Raw genomic sequence first — 18,045 nt, 5'->3', positions numbered from 1 at the left:
AGGTGGGCCGGCTTCCGGCGTTTTCGCGCGTCAGATTCCGTCGAGGGTGACGACGGCGAACGGCGTCCTCGGGCTGCCGGGCCCCATCGGGCCGCCCTTGTCGAATTGGGAGGAGACGATCAGGGTTCGGTCACCGGCGCGGGCCAGGGTCGTCGGGATGGCCAGCGCCTCGTCGGTGCGCTGCTGTGCCAGCGTCACGGTGGCGCCGTCGTCGGAGACGGTCCAGCGGCTGATCGTGTTGGTCGTGTTGTGGACGGCCCACAGGGTGCCCTCGTGTAGTTCCAGTCCGTCGCCTTGCCGGAGATCGCCGCCGCGCAGGGCGACCTTGCTGATCGGATTCGCTTCCGGCGTCAACGCGATGCGGTACAGGTCGCCGCGTGGCATGTCGACCGTGAGCAGGTAACTGCCCGCCGGATCGGCGACGATGCCGTTGAGGCTGAAGCCGCCCGGCTCGATCGGCGGCAGTACGGGGCGCAGGTCGAACTGCGGAGTCAGTTCCCCGCGCCCGCCCTGTGCTCTGGCGGCGGCCAGTTGATCGGGAGTGACGCGATAGACCACCGCCCGCGTGCTGTCGGTCAGATACGCCGTGCCGTCCGGGGTGATGGCGAGATCGTTCACGAAGCGGGGATCGCTTCCGGGCACGGTGAAGTCGGCGAGCAGGGCGCGGGTCGCGACGTCGTACACCGCGACGCCCATGGTCGAGTCGGTCACCCACAGCCGCCCCGCCGCGTCGACTTTCAAGCCGTTGGCGGTCTTGTGGTTGTTGGCGCCTTCGGGCAGGAAAACCTCGGCGCGATGGGCATCCGGTGTCGCGCGGTAGACGGCGCCGGTGGTGTAGGACCCGACGTAACTGTCACCGGTGCGTGCGTCGACCGCGATCCCCTCCGGGTAGACGTGGTCGCCCGGCAGTTCGTAGGCGGTGTGGACGGGGCTGCTCGGCGTATCGCCGGTGCCGCAGGCCATGAGCGTGATGCAGGCGCTTCCTGCGGCCAGGCTCGACAGCAGGCGGGCCAGGGCATGGGACATCGGTCTACCTCTTAGGGTTCGCTCTAACGAATTTGTTCACACTTAAGAATGAGCACAAATCTAGGTTAGAACTCTAATGATCGTCAAGGCTAGAACGATAAGTTGTGCGGATACCATGCGTTTATGACGTCCTTGCCCGCCGCCGAACGGATCGGTTCGTATCTCAAACGTGCCGAGCAGTCCCTCAACACGGCGAAGAACGCCGCGTTGAAACCGGCGGGCGTCACCGTGCCGCAGTACGCCGCACTGCTGTTCCTCGCCGAGAATCCCGGCATCTCGGCCGCCGCCCTGGCCCGGCTCTGCGGCGTCACCCCGCCCTCGATGAACACCGTGCTGAGCAACCTCCAGGACCGCGGGCTGATCGAGCGCACGCAGCACCCGTGGCACAAGAACGTCCTGGAGACCACGCTGACCGAGATGGGCGCGGCGGTGATGCGCGACGCGGACGCCCGCGCGGTCCGCGTCGAACGAGCCCTGGCCGAGGAATTCACCGACGCCGAACGAGATACTTTGCAGGACTTGCTGATTCGATGCGCCGATCGGCTCGACTCGATCCGGCCCGATCCGGCCGCTTAGCCATCCGCGGGCAGAAATCGGACGCACCCGCGACCGGATCGGCCACTCACGGCCACGAAGACACCGAACGACGATGTTCGGCGCCCTCCCGTTCGGTGGTGCGATAGGGCGACCGGCCGCCGTGGTGGAACCGTGGACCGAAGCGGATCGACTCACCGGCGGCGCGAGTCGTGGTCGCATCGCTGCTGGACAGGGCTATGCGGGAACCGGAGTTCGGACGGCGGGCCGAGCCTTCCGGAGCGCGAGTGCGAGCGCCAGGCACGCGATGAGCGCGGATGTCCACGGCAGCCACTGGCTACCGGAGGAATCCAGCACGGTCGCACCGACGATGGACCCGATGCCCGCGCCGAGGTAGATGGCCGATCCGTTCAGGCCGAGGGCGACGGTGGGCGCGTCGTGGGCGATGCCGAACAGGCGATGCTGCTGCGGTACCAGGATCGCCGCACCGAACAACCCGGTGACGGCGAGCACGACGAACACCGCCCACGCGGCATGGACGGCCACGCCGAGCAGGGCCAGGCCCGCCAGTGCGCCGAGCAGCCCCACCGTCAGCGTGCGCTGCGGGCCGTACCGGTCGACCGCGCGCCCGGCCTGCGCGTTGCCGATCACCTGGCCGATGCCCATGGCCAGCAGCAACCAGGCGAGCATGCTCTGCGGCACCGAGGTCGCGACCACCACCGGCAGGTAGACGATGGTGGTGTAGACGGCGGTGATCTGCGTGGTCGTCACGATCAGCACGCGCAGCACCGCCGGACGGGTCAGCACGCCGATCCGGTCGCGCAGGCCGGTGCTCGGCAGCGTCACCCGGGGCAGCAGGAGGACCAGCGTCGCCGCGACGGCTCCGCCGACCGCGATTCCCCACAGCACACCCCGCCAGCCGATCCAGCGCTCGGCGAAGATGCCGATCGGCACGCCCGCGACGCTGGACAGCGTGATGCCCGCGGTGACGATCGACAGCGCCCGTCCCCGGTGCGCGTCATCGGCGACGACGCCCGCGACGGCGAACGCGTTGGCCTGGAAGGCCGCCGCTCCGATGGCCGCCACCACACGCGCCGCCGCCATGACACCGAAGCTCTCCGCGGCGGCCTGCCCGATCATGCCGAGCACGAAAAGCGCGGCGCCGCCGCCGAGTAGCCGTCGGCGATCCCAGGAGCCGGTCGCGGCGGCGATCAGGGGCGAGGCGATGGCGTAGGTCCAGGCGAACATCGTGGTCAGCTGGCCCGCGGTGGACACGGAGACGTGCAGGTCGGCGGCGATCAGCGGGAGCAGGCCGCTGAGCACGAAGCCGTCGGTGCCGAGCACGAAAGTGCCCACGGCGAGCGGTAGGAGCGATCGATACAGATTGTTAGATGATTGTCGAAGCATCATAGGATGAGAGTGGGATATGATTCGATTGTTGTCAAATGATCGGAGAATGGAGATGCGCCCGCTGCCGCAGCCGAGTACCGCCGACATCGACCTGGTCCGGGTGCTCAGCGCCCTCGCCGACCCGGTCCGGCTCGAACTGGTGCGCGCGCTCGCCGGCGAGCGCGAACCGCTGAGCTGCAATGTCCGGGAGTTCGACGTGGAGATCACGGCGGCGACCGCCTCGCACCACTGGAAGGTGCTGCGGGACGCGGGCATCACGACGACCTTCGTCTCCGGCCGCAACCGGCTGGTCGAATTGCGGCGCGACGATCTGGAGCAGCGATTCCCCGGCCTGCTGGACGCGGTCATCACCGGCGCCCAGCGCTGAACCGGCCGCCGGGCGCGTGCTCCACCCAGCGCGAACGCCGCGAGAAACCGTGCCGCCATGGGCATTGCGGGCGGGCCGGTCGTACGCTGAACCCATGCCTGACCGCGATCGGATCCGAGGCGTGCTCTACGACATCGACGGCGTCCTGGTGACCTCCTGGCGGGAGATCGAGGGCGCCGCCGCCGCGGTGCGCCGGATCGGCGAGAGCGGGCTGCGCCGCGCTTTCCTGACCAACACCACTTCGCGCACCTGCGCCGAGATCGCGCAGCGCCTGTGCGGCACCGGTATCGAGGTGGAGCAGGCCGAGATCGTCACCGCCGCAAGGCTCACCGCCGAGTTCGTGCGCGGACGCTATCCCGATGCCGCCGTCTGGGTGCTCAACCACGGCGATATCACGGCGGATCTCACCGGTCTGACGCTCGATGACGATCATCCGGACGTGGTCGTGATCGGCGGAGCGGGACCGGAATTCGATCACGCCGCGCTGAGCCGGGTGGTGGAACTGATGCTGGACGGTGTGCCCGTCGTCGCCATGCACAGCGGATTGACCTGGGCGACAGCGGAAGGGCTCCGCGTCGACGCGGGCGCCTACCTGCCCGGCCTGGAGGCGGCGGGCAATGCGCGCATCGAGGTGGTCGGCAAGCCCGCCGCGGCGGGCTTCCGGACCGCCGCCGCGCTGATGCGGCTGGACCCTTCGGAAGTCCTGATGATCGGTGACGATCTGAATTCGGATGTGCTCGCGGCGCAGGACGCCGGGTTGACCGGGGTTCTGGTACGCACCGGTAAATTCCGTCCCGGCGTACTGGCGTCGGCCGACCGCGCGCCCGATCACGTCATCGATTCCGTGGCCGCGCTGCCGGAATTGCTGACCGGGTCGGCGGAGTCGGGCGAACTTGCCGTAACCGACGAATCGGAATGAAACAAAAAATTCTACAGTTTCCCTCTAAAATTGCCCGCAAACGCGACGCCGCTAGGTATCGTCTGTTCCGGCAAATGGCCAGTGACAAGGAATGTCTCACGGACAGATCGGAGTTGCCGGATGCTCGATTCGCTGATGAGCGTGCTTGTGCGCAAACTACTATGGTCGCCGGGCTTCGGCTCGGCGACCGATCAATGAGGTAGCAACTGTTCAGCCAACTTTCGGCTAACGCGATGTAGGCCGCGGGTTGTAACGAAGGGCCCGATCGATGACGATGAGTTCGGGCCCTTCTGTATTGTCTGCCCCAATGTCACAGGATGCGAATACGGGTCGAATGTATGCCGGGCAACCCGTGGAGGACCGGCAGCGTCAGCGGCGTGCGCGTTTTCTGGAGTCAGGCCTGACGGTCTTCGCGCGGGACGGCTACGCCAACAGTTCGGTCGGCGCCATCTGTAAGGACGCCGGACTCTCCTCGCGACAGTTCTACGAGGAGTTCACCGGTCGCGAGTCCCTGCTCCTAGAGCTGTACGAGCAGATCGACCGGGAGTCGCGCGATGCCGTGAAGAAGGCGTTGGACGCGAAGTCCGGCGCCAAGTCGCTGGACATCATCGATGCCGCGGTTCGCGCGTACGTCGAATCCATCGGATCCGATCCGCGCAAGGCGCGCGTCGCCTTGGTCGAAGTGGTCGGCGCGGGCCCCAAGGTGGAGAAGTTCCGTCTCGCGGTGCGCCGGGAGTGGGGTTCGCTGCTGGCAGGCGCCGCCGAAGACGCCGCGCTGCACGGGGAAATACCCGCGGGGGACTACGAGATGCGGATGCTCGCCATCATCGGCGCCGTCAACTACGTGGTGGACTCGTGGAGCGGTGCGGAGCCGCGGCCACCGCTCGACGACGTGATCCGGGTGCTGAGCAGAGTGATCATCGGCGCGGTCCGCGCATAGCGTCCCGGCCTGCGGGACCGGCGGCGACGAGCGCGGTAGCGTGCGGGGATGCAGACAGTTCCGATCCAGATGCCGGACGGCACCACGGTTCCGGTGCGGTTGATCCCCGCCGGGGGCGTGCACCGGCACCCGGTCACACCGGACGCGCCGCGTCCGGTGCTGGTGATCGTGCCCGGGCTCGGTGTTCCGGGGGGTTACTACGAACTGTTCGCCTCGAGTCTGGCGGCGCGCGGGTTCGATGTGGCCATCGGTGAGCTGCGCGGCAACGGCGACAGCAGGCCGAAGCCGAGTTCTGCCAGCACCTTCGGCTACCACGAGCTGGTCTCTGTGGACTTTCCCGCGATCTTCGAGGTGGTCCGCGAACAATTCCCGGACAGCACGCCGTACCTGCTCGGCCACAGCATGGGCGGCCAGCTCGGCGTCATGTACGCCGCGCGCATCCGCGGCAGGCTCGGCGGACTCGTCCTGGTCGCGTCCGGCACGCCGTATTACCGCGGCTATCGCGGACTTTCGGGCCCGGGCATGCTGGTCGGCACCGCGGCGATCTCGCTGACGGCCAACTTGGCGGGCTTCTGGCCCGGCGACCGGGTGTCGATGGGCTTCGGCCGCCAGTCCAAAGTGCTGATCTCCGACTGGGCCCGGCTCGCGCGCACCGGCCGGTTCGTCCCGGTCGGCGCGGACATCGACTACGAGGAGCGCATCGCGCGGCTACGGCTTCCGGTGCTGTCCATCACGATGACCGGCGACGACCTCACCCCGCCCAGCTCCGCCGAGCACCTGCTGGAGAAGCTGCCCAACGCCGAGGTGACGCGCTGGCGACAGCCGGAACCGCTGGGCCACAACGGCTGGATCCGGCAGTGCGCGAGCACCGTCGACCAGATCGAGAAGTGGCTGCGCGACCGCTGAGGCGTACCTCCGCCTTCGCTGCGGCCATGCGCGGGCTGAGGACGGACTGCGTCCGGCCCGTCCATTCGTCAGGCCCGTCGTTCGATCAGCATCTGGGTGAAGAACTCGTAGATCAGCGCCGCCTGGAAGGCGATGACGAGAAGCGCCGGGCCACGGAGCTGACCCGCAGCCAGCAACCTGTGGCAACCAGCAGGTCAGGGCCGAAAGAACTAGCCGCGTCCCGTCACGCTGGTGCGTCCGGCGATTAGCGAGCACAAACGGCGAGATCGGAAATGTAGGCACAGCGGCGGCCACATTCGAAGCCACCGAGTGTTGCGTCCCTCGCGGTTGGCCGCTATTGTTCATGGTGCTGCTGGGGGTGGAATTCAGCAGCGGTATACAAATAAACGGGGATGGGGGGTGATTTATTGTGGCTGAAATTCTTGAAAGCGCGACCGATATCTACGATGATCTCGGTGTCGGATCGACGCAGCCGACTGTCTTCACGGACTAGAAGCACACAGATGCGCCGGAGGCAAAAAGTGCCTCCGGCGCATCGTGCACGCGGCTCGACTCTGTGCACATCGACGAGTTCAACATTTCGGTTCGAAGGGGGAGGAATGGATATTCGGCATATCGACTCGGCCACGGCAGCTTTCAAGTCCTTTGCTGAGCCGCGGTCGAAGATCAGCACCGCCGATCACCGGGCAGTTCAGACTGCCGCGATCGATTACTGGTTCTGCGTCGATGACCATGAACTCTGGGGCCCCTCCATGCTGCCGCCGCCGCAGCTGCGTTCGCTACTTACTGTGGAAGGTATTGCCCGAGCAGATTATTTCACCCTGAATGCCGGTTCTGCGGAAGGACAGCGCATCGAGGTAGCGCGGACAGGCACGGAACCCGATGCCAAGGCGTGGTTGACCCGAGTAGCGCTTCAGGCGGGCCTGAGCCGACTCGCCGAAAATTCGCTGATGGAACTCGAAGCTCTTGAGAACGATTCTCCTCGTCTGGTCTTTCTCCAGGCCCTGTCGCATGTTTCGCGCTTCGACGGGCCCTACCGCAGAATGCCGGAGCTGGTCGATACGCCGGATCCCTCCCTGCGGTTTCTCGCGGGCATGCTTCGGCTGCGGTACACCGCACAAGCCGGCGACTTCGCCCGAGTTGCTGACCGCCCTCGGATTTTTCGATGCGGCGATGGTATCTCTCGACAAAGTGGATCGAGGTGGGAGACCGCAATCACCTGAGCAATTCTATTTGCGGGTGCTCCGCCACTATCTGACGAATTTGACCGAGCCACGGCGGGACTGGACGCAGATCATGCCCGAACTGGTGCGTACTGTGGCCGCGGCGCCCGCGGACTCCCGCTATCTGAGGATGCTCATAAACCTCTCGATCTACGGCATGGTGCAGGGGGCGCATCGTCGGGAGATCAATGGAGTCGAACACTGGCGGAATCTCGGCTTCGGTTATCTCGAAGAATATATTGAGTTGTCCGAGGTCTCGGACTTCGAGGCGCATCTGATGACGAGCCGCTACCACCGCGCTGCGACCTTTCTGCCGTTCTTGCGAGGCGACCACAAAACGCTGTTGAATGAGTATCAAAAGGTATTGGACCATGCGGAACTGGCGGCACCGACATCGGACCATGAGCGTGTGCTGAAAGTCGAGAACATGATCCCAGCCTTGGAGTCCGCCAGTCGCTCGTACGCTGCCGCGGGCTCGCAGGCCGAGGCGCAGCAGTACATGGAGGCGGCGGCACGGGTCGATCCGCTGGACTCGAAGCTACTGATTCAGGTCGGTGACCTACGCCGGAATGCCGGAGATCTCGACGGCGCCGTGGAAGCATATGTGGCAGCGGGCCACGTAGCGGTGCCATTGGGTCGCGTCGCTTGGTTCCGCGCCGGGCGCATGTACGAACTGCTGGGCGCTTTCGACTGCGCCATTGAATGCTACGCGAAGTCGTTGACATTGTTGCCGACCGGAGTGTCAAATCATCGGAATCTAATGGTACTGGCGCAGCGTCGCTCGGACACGTATCTCTATGAGTGGGCGCGGCATGCAGCGGAATATCAGTTGGCGACCAGGGTGTAAGATGCTGGATCTTCTGTCACCCCCGGGATTCATGATATTCACATCATGGTGCGCGTGGCTTATTTGGTCTGCCGTGCGTCCATCGCCCAACTTCGCCTCGTGGCACATGTTCGCCGGTGTGACAAATGCTCGATTTGATCTAGCTGACGCGTCCGGCGCTCGATTCAATTGCTGGGAGTATCTGCCGCACACCAAGTTGGCCATCTCCCGTGCGGAAGTCGACCTCTTGCTAGCGTAAATCGGGTTCATGGAATTCGAAGCCTGGGCGGCAAAGTAACCTGCCGTGTGGAATTCGAAACCCAAGTTTATCGCATCGAGCAGTCAAAGGTCGTCGCGCGCGTATGCTAGATCATCTGAGTGCGGATCCGGGTTATGCCGCCACCTTCATCGCGGTAGTATTTGGTATCGGGCTGCTAGCTGAAGCGGGTGTGCATATACGCCGCGGATATCTGACTGCGTATCGCCCCATAACGTATCGCTACTTCTTGGTGCGGGTAAGATGTCCCGTAAGGTGGCGGCCACTACTGCCAGGGGCACGATTATATGTGACGTTGTTCTCAGCCCGTGCTGTCGCTGCCGTATTGCTCGTCGTAGGCTGGCAGATGCGCCCGGCATTAGTCGTCATCGGGCTGGTCACCTTCTTGGAAACGCGAGTATACTTCAATTTTCACAGCGCATTCTTCGTCCTGCTGTCCATCGGATTGTTCTTCGCTCCCGTGCATGCAGGAATGGCATACCTGTTCACTTACCACGGATCCACCGAGCATAATCCGGTACGTATCGACTTGGGCCTCGGAATGATAGCTGTGCTGGTTTTCGGGTTGCACTGGGGAGGCGTGCATCGAAAATGGAATCCGAGCTTCTTGTCCGGTAACGTCGTGCGGTCGACGATAGAGTTCATCGAAGGTGAGAAGTATTATCGAATGTTCCACGACTCGGCGATGCCGAGGCGGTTGCGGAGTCTCATTCTCCGAGAGCCGGTCGGCTCACCGCGTCTGCTTCTGCTGACCGGCTCCGTGCTGGCCGTCGAGATGTTGATTCCCGCTATGCTCCTCTTTCCTGGAACGCAGGTGATCGCGATTGTGCTCGGGATTTTCTTGCATGTCGTATTCTTCGTTCTGTTTCCAGGAACTCTGGTATCCTTCTCGCTGATCACGGTTGCTTCCTACTGTGCGATAATTAATATCGCTGGATCGGTTGGTCTATCTTGACGGTCGCGTTGCGAGCTGAATGGAAGAATCGGTTCAATGCTTTCTGGCTGGCGCAGACGTTAGGTGGAATCGGCAGCGCATATCTACCGTTCGGCCTCGGTTTGTTCGCGGTGGCTGAACTACACGCAGACGCATCCGATATGTCGGCTCTGGCCGCCGCGAGCCTCCTTCCGAAGGTGTTCATCACCCTGCACGCGGGGGCCTACGTCGAAAAGCTGGGGCGCTGGCGCTCGATGATTCTTGCCAACGTTGCAGAGCTGGCGGTCTGGTCCGGAGCGCTGATCATCTGCGTGAGCCACGGAGCGACGATTCCTCTGCTGCTCGTTGTGGCCTTCTGTACGGAGTCGGCGCGGATGGTGAATGTCGTCGCCTTTCAGAGCGTGACGCCGATGATCGTGCCCGATTCTGAACTCAGGTCGGCCAATGCGAAGTTCGGTGTGTCGGAATCTCTCGCGCAATTCGCCGGTCCGCTGGCTGGAAGCTGGTTTTTCGCGGTCGTCGGTGCAAGCATTTCCCTTGCTGCTGCCGTGGGCATGGTGGCTGTTCTCGCTGTCGCGCTGACGATTCTGCGGTTGCCGGAAGCGCCGTCACCTTCGGTTCGCCGCACTAGCGTGACAAAACTTGTCCTGGAAGGCTTACGCTACGTCGTAACAGACCGCTATCTGCGCTGGATCGCTTTCGCGAACCTTTCTACCAACTGCTTTCTGGCGTGGATCGGGGCGCTGTGGCTGGTATTCCTCGCGAGGGATATCGGCTGGCAACCCCAAGTGATCGGGCTGGTCGGCGCGGTGGGGTCGCTGGGAGGGTTGATGGGCGGACCGGTGGCGCTGTGGTTGACGCGGCGGCTCGGCGATGGACGGACTCTGCTCTGTTTCGCCATTGCGTATGCGCCGGGTTACGCCTTGGCAGTCCTACCTGCGCCGGAGGCTTGGCGGACTGTCCTCGTGACCAGCGGCTTGCTTGTCGTGATGACGGCGCTGATCGGCTACAACGTTGTTCAGCGGACCCTCAGGCAGACGATGTCGGCACCGGAGACGCTGGCCCGAGTCAACGCGTCGATGCGATGGTTTTCGGCGCTGGCCGCGCCACTGGGAGCGCTCCTCGGCGGAATCGCAGCCGCCGCGCTCGGTGTGCAGGGTGGTCTGGTGGCCGGGGTTGCCGGGCTGGTGGCACCAGGGCTGATATTGCTGCTGTCTCCTTTGCGGCGAGTGGAAGTGGTCGCCGAGACCACCAGCGCGACAGATGCGGCGCCGGCGCAGGAGAAGCCACGCGAGCCCGGTACGGGCGAATCCGCGCAGCATCCGGATTTGCCTGTCGACGCCCTATGAGAGCATCTGGGTGAAGAACTCGTAGATCAGCGCCGCCTGGAAAGCCGACTGCTTGTTGTCGGCGGCGCCGCCGTGGCCACCCTCGATGTTCTCGTGGTACCAGAACTCGTGGCCCTGCTCCTCCAGCAGCGCGGCCATCTTGCGGGCGTGGCCGGGATGCACCCGGTCGTCCCTGGTCGAGGTGGTGAGCAGGATCGGCGGGTAGGCACGGTCGGCGCGCACGTTCTGGTAAGGCGAGTACTTGCCGATGTACTCCCATTCCTCCGGCTTGTCGGGGTCGCCGTACTCGGCCATCCATGAGGCGCCCGCCAGCAGCAGGTGGTAGCGCTTCATGTCCAGCAGTGGCACCTGGCAGACGATCGCGCCGAACAATTCGGGGTAGCGGGTCAGCATCACGCCCATGAGCAGTCCGCCGTTGCTGCCGCCGACCGCGCCGAGCTGATCGGCGGTGGTGATACCGCGCCCGACGAGGTCTTTCGCGATCGAGGAGAAGTCCTCGTACACCTTGTGCCGGTTGGCTTTCTGCACCGCGGTGTGCCATTGCGGCCCGTACTCGCCGCCGCCGCGGATGTTCGTCATCACCCAGGTGCCGCCGCGCTCCAGCCAGCCCATCCCCGAGGCGCCGCTGTAACCCGGAGTGCGCGACACTTCGAAACCGCCGTAGCCGGACATCACCGTCGGCCCGGGCTGGTCCTTGCGGTCGCGATGGCGGATCACGAAGTACGGCACCGGCGTGCCGTCATCGGACGTGGCGAAGAACTGCTCGGTCTCCACGCCGTCGGCGTCGAAGAACCCGGGCTCCTGCTTGAGCCGCTCGGTGCGTCCGCCGACCGCACTGGCCAGCAGCGTGGCCGGAGTGGTGAACCCGCTGGTGCTGAGCATGAACTCGTCGCCGCCCTCCAGCGGGTCGAGATTCAGCACGCTGGTGGTGGCCATCGGCGGAGTGTCGGTCAGCGGTTTGCGACGCCAGCCGTCTGTGGCCGGGGTGAGCACGTGCAGCTTGGTCTGCACATCCTCGAGCGTGACCAGCAGCAGGTGATTCTCGGTCCAGCCGTAGCCGTGCAGCGCGGTGTGCGCGTCCGGGGTGAAGAGGACCTCGAAATCCCGTGCGCCGGCCAGGAACTTCTCGAAGTCGGCGGCCAGCAGCGCACCCGCGGGATAGCTCGCGCCGCCCACCTCCCACGGCGACTTCAACAGCACCAGCAGCCAGTCCTTGTACCAGGATTCGCTGGCGTCGCTGGGGATGTCGAGATGCCGCAGCGTGCCGTCGTCGGCCAGCAGGTACACCTCTTCGTTGAAGAAGTCGGTCGCGCGGCCGACGTAGTGCCGCTCGTAACCCGGTGTGCGGTCGTAGCCCGCCGAGACCGCGACATCCCCGGTCTCGCCCTCGAAAACGGTGGTGGCCTCGTCCAGAGCGGTGCCGCGCCGCCAGCGTTTCGCGATCCGCGGATACCCCGAATCGGTCAGCGAGCCGGGGCCGAAGTCGGTGCCCACGTACACCGAGTCGATATCGATCCAGCGGATCTCCGACTTCGCCTCGGGCAGGAAGAAGCCGCCGTCGACCGGGTCGAGGAACACCCGCCGCGCGAGATCGAATTCGCGGACCACCTTCGCGTCCGCGCCGCCGCGCGACAGGCTGATCAGCGCGCGGGACTGTTCCGGGCGCAGTACCGCGGCTCCGCCCCACACCCAGTTCTCGTCCTCGGCGGCGGCCAGTGCGTCGAGATCGATCAGCACGTCCCAGTCCGGCGAGTCCTCGGCGTATTCGGCGAACGTGGTGCGCCGCCAGAGGCCGCGCGGGTGCTCGGCGTCTCGCCAGAAGTTGTAGAGCCAGGGGCCGCGGCGAGACGGGTAGGCGATCTTCGTATCGGTGTCGAGCATGTCGAGGATGCGCCGCTCCAGCTCCCGGAAGCGATCGGAGTCGGCGAACCGGGAGTGCACGACGGCGTTGTGCGCGCGGGCCCAGTCCAGGGGCCGCTCGCCGGTCACTTCTTCCAGCCAGAGGTAGGGGTCGGTCACATTCTCCACACCGCTCATCCCCACATTGTGGACGAGCCGCCCGGGCGCGGGGTTACCAGGAGTGCGCTACGTCGACCACGATGCGCGATCCGCTGCCCGGTCCGTCGAGGGTGTAGGTCTGGAACGGCAGCCGGGCGCGGGTGCCGAGACCGACCGTGGTCTGGCCTTCGAAAGAGCCGGCCCAGGCCACCTGACGGAAAGTCCGGTAGTCCCGCACCTCGGTGAGCTCGGCCCGGTTCGCGGGGTTGTAGGTGGGGGTGAACGAGTCGTCGTAGGCGGGGGCGTTCACGGTGATGCTCAGGTACGCCTCGCCGCGCAGCGGGACGGGTGCGCCGGAACCGTCCATGGTCACCCGCTCGACGTAGCCGACGTGGTACCCGGTCACTGGCCCGGCGACGTCGAACACCAAGCGGTCGAAGCAGTCGTGCCGCCCGGCGCGGACCCCGGTCAGCGGCGTGAGCGTGCGGGCCTGGCTGGTCTTGGGCATCGAACCCCAACCGGAGGCACACGCCGGGGCGGCGGAGGCCGGGGCGGGCGCGATCCAGAGACCGGCGACTGTCAGGAAGGAGAAGAAAAGGGGAAGCAAGCGACGCATGGTCGCACCGCCTTCGTGGCACGGGGGATTGATGTACTACGTGCATCGGTCGAGGTGAGCGCGCTGTTACCGAGGATTGCGGCGAAAAGTGTTGGCGAACGGGACAACTCGTCCACCGCGGCCGAGTAGCGGCGGCTTGCCGTTCGCTGGGGCCGACGCCCACTCGGCGCGGACAAGTAGGATCGCTGCCGGCGAGGCCGATCCGAACAGGAGGTTCGAGGTTGCCACCGTTTCTCTGGGAGCAGCACTGCTGCCTGCCGCTCTCGCCCGCCGCGCGCATCGGCGACCTCGCGCGCTACCCGGCCGGGTCCTACTTGTCGGTGAACGTGGGCTACTCCCGGCAGTCGACCGCGGACTCTCTTGCGTTGCTGGACCGATTCCGCCGCGAGGCGTCGGCGGACGGCCGGTTTCGCCTGGTGCGCGGGGTCGATGACATCGGGGCGCCCGGCGCCGTCGCGCTCGCGTTCGATCTGGAGGACTCCGGCCCGCTGGGCGGGGACCTGGACAACGTCGCGCGGTTCTACGACCTCGGCGTGCGGTCGTTGCTGCCCACCTACAACCACGCCAACGCCGCGGGCTGCGGATGCCTGGACACCGAGGACACCGGACTCACCGGGTACGGCCGCGATCTCGTCCATGCGCTCAACGAAGTCGGCATGTTCGCCGACGGCTCGCATTGTTCCCGGCGCACCGGGCTGGAACTGGCCGAGTTGAGCGTCGTCCCGATGATCTACAGCCACTCGAACTTCGCCGCTCTGTGGGACCATCCGCGCAACATCACCGACGAGCAGGCGCGCGCCTGCGCCGCGACCGGTGGCGTGATCGGAATCAATGGTGTCGGAATCTTCCTGGGCCGCAACGCCGCCGACGAGCGCGCCGAGCGGATCGCGGCGATGGCGCGGCACATCGAATACGGCGCCGAGCTGGTCGGCATCGAGCACATCGGAATCGGCTCGGACTACTCCTTCGACGCCGAGGACTTCAACGCCGAACTGGCGAACAATCCGGACGCTTTCTCCGAGGCATACACCGCATGGGGCGCGCTGCAATGGGTGCCGCCCGAGGATCTGACCGGGGCCGCCGACGTACCCGGCCTCGACGAGGTGCTGGCCGGTCGTGGTTTCACCGCAGCGGACCGGGCAGCGGTCTTCGGCGAGAACTTCCGCCGCGTCGCCCGCCAGGTCTGGCGAACCTGACCCTGCGGCTCGCCCCCCCGCGGGGTAGCACCACGAAGAGGTCGACTCGCGTTTTGCCGCAGCCGGGTGCCACTCGGACCCACCCGGTCGACGGTGGAGTCGGGGCCGTCGGAAACGGGTACCGGGACCGGCTCGACCCGGCCGCTCGGGCGGCATGCTAACCCGGCGCCACCACCGCGTTCTTCCCGATCACGGAAAGTTTGCGGATGGGTGTGGCCCACACCTCACCAGGGTGGGGGATGGGTGGGTGAACATACCGCTGCGGAGTTAGGCTCGGTTCGTGACTTCCCACTACGATGTCGTCGTTCTCGGTGCTGGTCCCGGCGGATACGTCGCCGCGATCCGCGCCGCTCAACTCGGCCTGCGAACAGCGATCGTCGAGCAGAAATACTGGGGCGGTGTGTGCCTGAACGTCGGCTGCATCCCGTCCAAGGCGCTCCTGCGAAACGCCGAACTCGCCCACATCTTCACCAAGGAGGCGAAGACCTTCGGCATCTCCGGCGAGGTGAACTTCGACTTCGGGGTCGCCTTCGACCGCAGCCGCAAGGTCGCCGACGGCCGGGTCAAGGGCGTCCACTTCCTGATGAAGAAGAACAAGATCGACGAGTTCGACGGCAAGGGCACCTTCACCGGCCCGAACTCGCTCTCGGTCGAGCTCTCCAAGGGCGGCACCGAGGCGATCACGTTCGACAACGCGATCATCGCGGCGGGCACCGTCACCAAGCTGCTGCCCGGCACCCAGCTCAGCGCGAACGTGGTCACCTACGAGGAGCAGATCCTCACCCGTGACCTGCCCGGCTCGATCCTCATCGTCGGTGCGGGCGCGATCGGCATGGAGTTCGGCTACGTCCTGAAGAACTACGGCGTCGACGTGCGCATCGTCGAGTTCCTCGACCGCGCGCTGCCGAACGAGGACGCGGACGTCTCCAAGGAGATCACCAAGCAGTACAAGAAGCTCGGCATCACCATCACCACCGGTGCGGCCGTGCAGTCCATCGAGGACGACGGCGCCAAGGTCACCGTCGCGATCAAGGACAACAAGTCCGGCTCGGTCGAGACCGTCACCGTCGACAAGGTGCTGCAGGCCGTCGGCTTCGCACCGCGCGTCGACGGCTACGGCTTGGAGACCACCGGCGTGGTGGTCACCGACCGCGGCGCGATCGGGATCGACGACTACATGCGCACCAACGTGCCGCACATCTACGCGATCGGCGACGTCACCGGCAAGCTGCAACTCGCGCACGTCGCGGAGGCCCAAGGCGTGGTCGCGGCCGAGACCATCGCGGGTGCGGAGACCGTCACCCTCGGCGACTACCGGATGATGCCGCGCGCCACCTTCTGCCAGCCGCAGGTCGCCAGCTTCGGTCTGACCGAGGAGCAGGCCCGGGACGAGGGCTACGACGTGAAGGTCGCGACCTTCCCCTTCACCGCCAACGGCAAGGCGCACGGCCTCGGCGACCCGACCGGTTTCGTCAAGCTCATCGCCGACGCCAAGTACGGCGAGCTGATCGGCGGGCACCTCATCGGCCCGGACGTCTCCGAGCTGCTGCCCGAGCTCACCCTCGCGCAGAAGTGGGACCTGACGGTCAACGAGCTGACCCGGAACGTGCACACCCACCCGACGCTCAGCGAGGCCCTCCAGGAAGCCTTCCACGGCCTGGCCGGCCACATGATCAACTTCTGATCCGGTCGCGGAGAGAGGGCGTGCGGTCGTAGATCGCACGCCCTTTTCATTTGTCGGCCAATGGTTTCCGCCTCGATAGGGCCGTTGGAGGTCGGCGCGGGCTCGGGCGGTCTGCTATACAGCGTGCATGCTTCGCAGGTGGTTGATCGGAAGTGTGCCGGTGCTCGTCGTGGTGGTGCTGCTGGGGACGGGCACCTTCTACCTGATGAAAGCGCGCACCTTCCAGTTGGCCGGTCACGTGGTCAGCAGGGTGGACACCGACGCGAGGGTCGTCGCGCTGACGTTGGACGACGGGCCGTCCGATCGCGCTCCCGAAGTGCTGAAAGTCCTTGCTGAAGCGCGAGTTCCCGCCACGTTCTACTTGAACGGGCGTGATCTCGCCGCGCATCCGGAGCACGGCAGGGCGATCGCAGCCGCGGGCCACGAGATCGGCAACCACACCTATTCGCACCGGCGGATGGTGTTCGTCACACCCGGCACGGTCCGGGACGAGGTGGAGGGCACGGACGCCGAGATCACGAAGACCGGTTACACGGGCCCGATCACCTTCCGGCCACCCTACGGCAAGAAATTGTGGACGCTGCCGCACTATCTCGCCGAGCACGACCGGGTCACCGTGACGTGGGACGTCGAGCCCGATTCGGGCCGGGCGGGCGTCACCGCCGACGACATCGTCGCCGAGACGCTCGGCAAGGTTCGTCCCGGCTCGATCATCCTCTTGCACGTCATGTACGGGAACGCCGAGGCGTCGCTCGCCGCCATCCCTCGCATCGTCACCGAATTGCGCGCCGCGGGCTATCAATTCGTCACCGTGTCGGACCTGATGTCCCGCTGATTCGGCCGTGCTCCGCGCCGGTCCAGCGGTGGATCGGAGTCGCAGCGCCCGCCACTCGGTCGTAGCCGCCGCGGACCTCGGCCGGTCCGCTAGCCGGCGGCCGGGAGCATGCCGTAGGCGTTGGTGGGGGTGAACAGGACCAAGGCGCGGCGGTCGGTGACCATCGCGGCGCGGTACTCGTCCCAGTCGGGGTGCTCGCCGTTGGCGGTGCGGTAGTAGTCGACGAGCGCGTCGACGGTCGGGTCGCCGGGCGCGGCGGCGACCGGAGTGAGTTCCACCGTGCCTTCGAGCACGGCGTAGGCGAAGAAATCCTCGCGGGTCACGTGCAGTGCCGCCCATGGATCGCGCACGAGATTGTGATACTTCGCGCGGTCGGCGGTGATGGAGATGCGGATGCGGCCGTCGGCGCCGATGACGTGCAGCACGTTGGACAGTTGCGGGCGGCCGTTGCGGCGGATCGTGGTGAGCACGGACCTGCGATGTTCGCGTGCGAAATCGACGGCGGCAGCGAGTTCCATGTCCATGTAACCCGCCGCGCGGGGAGTCTCTTCCCCGGTCAGTCGCGGTGGTAGGCCGCCTGCGCCTCGCGTACGCGGGGCATGTTGGTCTCCAGCACCTGGATCAGCGATTCCAGGTGCGCGGCCACCTCCGCGCCCAATTCGGTGAGGGTGTATTCGACGCGCGGGGGAATCGTCTCCTGCACCTCGCGGTGCACCATGCCGTCGCGCTCCAGCGCTTGCAGAGTCTGCGACAACATGCGTTCGCTTACGCCGTCGACCCGTCGCCGCAGTGCGCTGAACCGGTACGGGCCTTCACGCAGCGCGACCAGCGCCAGGGTGCCCCAGCGACTGGCCACGGTTTGCAGGACCGGACGTGAGGTGCAGTTGCGCGCGAAGACGTCGGCTTCCAGCGTCGGGTCGTCGGCCTCGGCCGAGCCGGTGTGCTGGGTCGTCATGACCGTCATCGTACCCAACTTGACCACAGTGGGTGTGGAATGCATAGTAC

Annotated in this window: 18 protein-coding genes; 12 read left to right on the top strand and 6 right to left on the bottom strand. The window is 66.0% G+C overall.

Annotated features, from left to right (window positions below):
* Positions 1–30: 30 nt before the first annotated feature.
* A complete protein-coding gene (locus ON29_RS26960; RefSeq protein WP_040870610.1) occupies positions 31–1,026 on the bottom strand; it encodes an SMP-30/gluconolactonase/LRE family protein in 996 nt (331 codons plus the stop codon).
* A gap of 123 nt (positions 1,027–1,149) precedes the next feature.
* On the opposite strand from ON29_RS26960, the gene ON29_RS26955 reads away from it, so the two are divergent.
* Entirely contained in the window at positions 1,150–1,602 is a 453-nt protein-coding gene (locus ON29_RS26955; protein WP_174371864.1) for a MarR family winged helix-turn-helix transcriptional regulator, read from the top strand.
* 195 nt (positions 1,603–1,797) lie between these two features.
* Here ON29_RS26955 and ON29_RS26950 read toward each other — a convergent pair whose 3' ends face one another.
* Positions 1,798–2,916: an MFS transporter gene (locus ON29_RS26950; RefSeq protein ID WP_217999304.1), complete on the bottom strand. Its 1,119-nt coding sequence runs from the start codon at positions 2,914–2,916 to the stop codon at positions 1,798–1,800.
* A 100-nt stretch (positions 2,917–3,016) separates the two neighbouring features.
* Between ON29_RS26950 and ON29_RS26945 the strand changes: the two genes are divergently transcribed.
* The 8 genes from ON29_RS26945 (at position 3,017) to ON29_RS26910 (ending at position 10,711) form a co-directional block, all read left to right on the top strand.
* Entirely contained in the window at positions 3,017–3,337 is a 321-nt protein-coding gene (locus tag ON29_RS26945; RefSeq protein ID WP_201298008.1) for an ArsR/SmtB family transcription factor, read from the top strand.
* Positions 3,338–3,431: 94 nt separating this feature from the next.
* Positions 3,432–4,256 carry an HAD-IIA family hydrolase gene (locus ON29_RS26940; RefSeq protein WP_040870607.1) on the top strand — a complete coding sequence of 275 codons (825 nt, stop codon included), beginning with the start codon at positions 3,432–3,434 and terminating at the stop codon, positions 4,254–4,256.
* Between the two features lie 307 nt (positions 4,257–4,563).
* A complete protein-coding gene (locus tag ON29_RS26935) occupies positions 4,564–5,196 on the top strand; it encodes a TetR/AcrR family transcriptional regulator (RefSeq protein ID WP_245549122.1) in 633 nt (210 codons plus the stop codon).
* Between the two features lie 48 nt (positions 5,197–5,244).
* Positions 5,245–6,102, top strand: coding sequence for an alpha/beta hydrolase family protein (locus ON29_RS26930; RefSeq protein WP_040870605.1), 858 nt, complete (start codon positions 5,245–5,247; stop codon positions 6,100–6,102).
* A gap of 599 nt (positions 6,103–6,701) precedes the next feature.
* Positions 6,702–7,325: a hypothetical protein gene (locus tag ON29_RS36115; protein ID WP_157172912.1), complete on the top strand. Its 624-nt coding sequence runs from the start codon at positions 6,702–6,704 to the stop codon at positions 7,323–7,325.
* Positions 7,326–7,398: 73 nt separating this feature from the next.
* Entirely contained in the window at positions 7,399–8,172 is a 774-nt protein-coding gene (locus tag ON29_RS26920; protein ID WP_157172911.1) for a tetratricopeptide repeat protein, read from the top strand.
* A gap of 545 nt (positions 8,173–8,717) precedes the next feature.
* The gene (locus ON29_RS26915; RefSeq protein ID WP_157172910.1) at positions 8,718–9,383 is read left to right on the top strand and encodes a hypothetical protein; all 666 of its coding nucleotides are present in this window, start codon (positions 8,718–8,720) and stop codon (positions 9,381–9,383) included.
* A complete protein-coding gene (locus ON29_RS26910) occupies positions 9,380–10,711 on the top strand; it encodes an MFS transporter (RefSeq protein ID WP_157172909.1) in 1,332 nt (443 codons plus the stop codon). The genes ON29_RS26915 and ON29_RS26910 overlap by 4 nt, the downstream gene beginning before the upstream one ends.
* Here ON29_RS26910 and ON29_RS26905 read toward each other — a convergent pair.
* Complete coding sequence (locus ON29_RS26905; RefSeq protein ID WP_083864088.1) at positions 10,706–12,748, bottom strand: prolyl oligopeptidase family serine peptidase; 2,043 nt, start codon at positions 12,746–12,748, stop codon at positions 10,706–10,708. The genes ON29_RS26910 and ON29_RS26905 overlap by 6 nt on opposite strands.
* Positions 12,749–12,782: 34 nt before the next feature.
* The gene (locus tag ON29_RS26900) at positions 12,783–13,325 is read right to left on the bottom strand and encodes an AMIN-like domain-containing (lipo)protein (RefSeq protein WP_040870595.1); all 543 of its coding nucleotides are present in this window, start codon (positions 13,323–13,325) and stop codon (positions 12,783–12,785) included.
* A gap of 221 nt (positions 13,326–13,546) precedes the next feature.
* On the opposite strand from ON29_RS26900, the gene ON29_RS26895 reads away from it, so the two are divergent.
* The 3 genes from ON29_RS26895 (at position 13,547) to ON29_RS26885 (ending at position 17,040) form a co-directional block, all read left to right on the top strand.
* On the top strand, positions 13,547–14,521 hold the full coding sequence (locus tag ON29_RS26895) for a dipeptidase (protein ID WP_040870594.1): 975 nt from the start codon (positions 13,547–13,549) through the stop codon (positions 14,519–14,521).
* Positions 14,522–14,801: 280 nt separating this feature from the next.
* Positions 14,802–16,205: a dihydrolipoyl dehydrogenase gene (gene lpdA, locus ON29_RS26890; RefSeq protein ID WP_040870593.1), complete on the top strand. Its 1,404-nt coding sequence runs from the start codon at positions 14,802–14,804 to the stop codon at positions 16,203–16,205.
* Positions 16,206–16,332: 127 nt separating this feature from the next.
* The gene (locus ON29_RS26885; protein ID WP_040870591.1) at positions 16,333–17,040 is read left to right on the top strand and encodes a polysaccharide deacetylase family protein; all 708 of its coding nucleotides are present in this window, start codon (positions 16,333–16,335) and stop codon (positions 17,038–17,040) included.
* Between the two features lie 89 nt (positions 17,041–17,129).
* Here the strand turns inward: ON29_RS26885 and ON29_RS26880 are convergent, their stop codons facing one another.
* On the bottom strand, positions 17,130–17,558 hold the full coding sequence (locus ON29_RS26880; protein ID WP_040870865.1) for a PPOX class F420-dependent oxidoreductase: 429 nt from the start codon (positions 17,556–17,558) through the stop codon (positions 17,130–17,132).
* Between the two features lie 38 nt (positions 17,559–17,596).
* Complete coding sequence (locus tag ON29_RS26875; RefSeq protein ID WP_040870863.1) at positions 17,597–17,995, bottom strand: winged helix-turn-helix transcriptional regulator; 399 nt, start codon at positions 17,993–17,995, stop codon at positions 17,597–17,599.
* Positions 17,996–18,045: the final 50 nt, after the last annotated feature.

The organism is Nocardia exalbida NBRC 100660, from assembly GCF_000308575.1.
GTDB classification, from domain to species: Bacteria; Actinomycetota; Actinomycetes; order Mycobacteriales; family Mycobacteriaceae; genus Nocardia; species Nocardia exalbida.
Note: the sequence above shows the minus strand (reverse complement) of the source record. Positions and strands in the feature narration are given on the sequence as shown.